Annotated in this window: 1 protein-coding gene; it reads right to left on the bottom strand. The window is 67.3% G+C overall.

Features of this window, described 5'->3' with window-relative positions; translation table 11 throughout:
* Positions 1-89: 89 nt before the first annotated feature.
* On the bottom strand, positions 90-485 hold the full coding sequence (locus AB0G14_RS35740; protein WP_357705243.1) for a hypothetical protein: 396 nt from the start codon (positions 483-485) through the stop codon (positions 90-92).
* Positions 486-1,382 lie beyond the last annotated feature (897 nt).

Genomic DNA, 1,382 nt, shown 5'->3' with positions numbered 1-1,382 from the left:
CCCGACGACGAGGCACAACCAGGACCCAACACCACCGGTACGACAATTTTTACCGCCGACGAACCCGGTGAACGTTTGTGGCCACCGCACTAGCCAGCGCGTCCCGGCCGGTGCAGCCAGGGCGCGACCCTGGGCGCCGCCACAATCAGGGCGACCGCGAGCGCCGTGATCACCGCCTGCCCGATCCGGCCGGGCGTGGTCCCAGGAGCGGTGTCCAGCACGTAGTTGGCGTACCCGTTCGCCGCCGCGTCGCTGGCGAACACGGCACAGCCGAGCAGCAGCCCCTCGATCCGGCGCAGCGTCAGCAGCAGCGCCGCGAGCGGATCGAACACGGTCAGCGAGGTGAAGTACAGCATCAGCCAGGTGGGGGTGGACTGGCTTGGACCACCCGGCCGGATGCCGAGCAGGTCGCCCAGGTGGACGATCCCGCCGTACGCGAGGACGCAGACGGCGGCGATCACGACGACCCGAACCCACCGGGGCACGCCGGCCCAGCGCCGGAGCGCTGTCGGTCTCTCCGTGCCCACTGTCACCCCGGTTCCGGTCGGGCAATGACCCGCCCGCGCCGCATCGATGCTAATGCGGGGACGTTCGCTGCGCCGGCACGACAGCCACAGTGGACACGGTAGGCGCAGCTGTCCACGGCCTGGCGGGTCGTCCGCCACCCCACGTCCCCAGATTCGACAGCACCGAACAAAGGCCTACAGGGAGTGACACGATGTACTGCCGGTCACTCCCCGACTGGGACGGGACACCCCCTACTTCCCTACCCCTACCACCCCCTCCGCCCCCACCCTGACCACTCCTCCGCGGCCGAGCTGCCAGCGATAGTCTGTCGCCTCGACGAAGGCCGGAACTGCGAACAGCAGCCGGCCGAGTTGATCCATGCTTCGTTGATGGTCCGGCATTCCCAGCGCTGCGACCAACTCCGTACGCGTCATCGGCACATCAGCAGATGCCGGTACCCTCGCGGCATGGTGAGGCAGAGACGTGCCCGCGTCGCCTCGTTTTCGGCACCCCGCCAGGCTAAGCGATGTCTCGTAACTTTGACAGCTGCCTGGCTCTTGGTGCGCTGACCCACCAACGTCCATTTGATTGGGGTTCGGGCTGCCCGCAAGTGGGCTACCGGCAGTAGAGTCCTGGCCGCCTGACGACGTTGGGGGCGCGGTCATGGGGATGCTCTGCAAGGTAGACGGCCGGGAGATATGGGATCGCGGCCTCCGTACATCGCAGATGTTCTGCGGGCAGGTCCTGCTGCTTGAAAAGCTTGTCGAGACACCAAGCGGGATCGTGACTGGTCAGGTGCTCGTCGGCGGGTCGGCTTGACCTGGGGCGTTCGGGTTGGATCATGGTTGGGTGTGCGGAACGCCGTCGATCGTGGA

The organism is Micromonospora sp. NPDC023814, assembly GCF_040639595.1.
GTDB lineage: Bacteria > Actinomycetota > Actinomycetes > Mycobacteriales > Micromonosporaceae > Micromonospora.
Note: the sequence above shows the minus strand (reverse complement) of the source record. Positions and strands in the feature narration are given on the sequence as shown.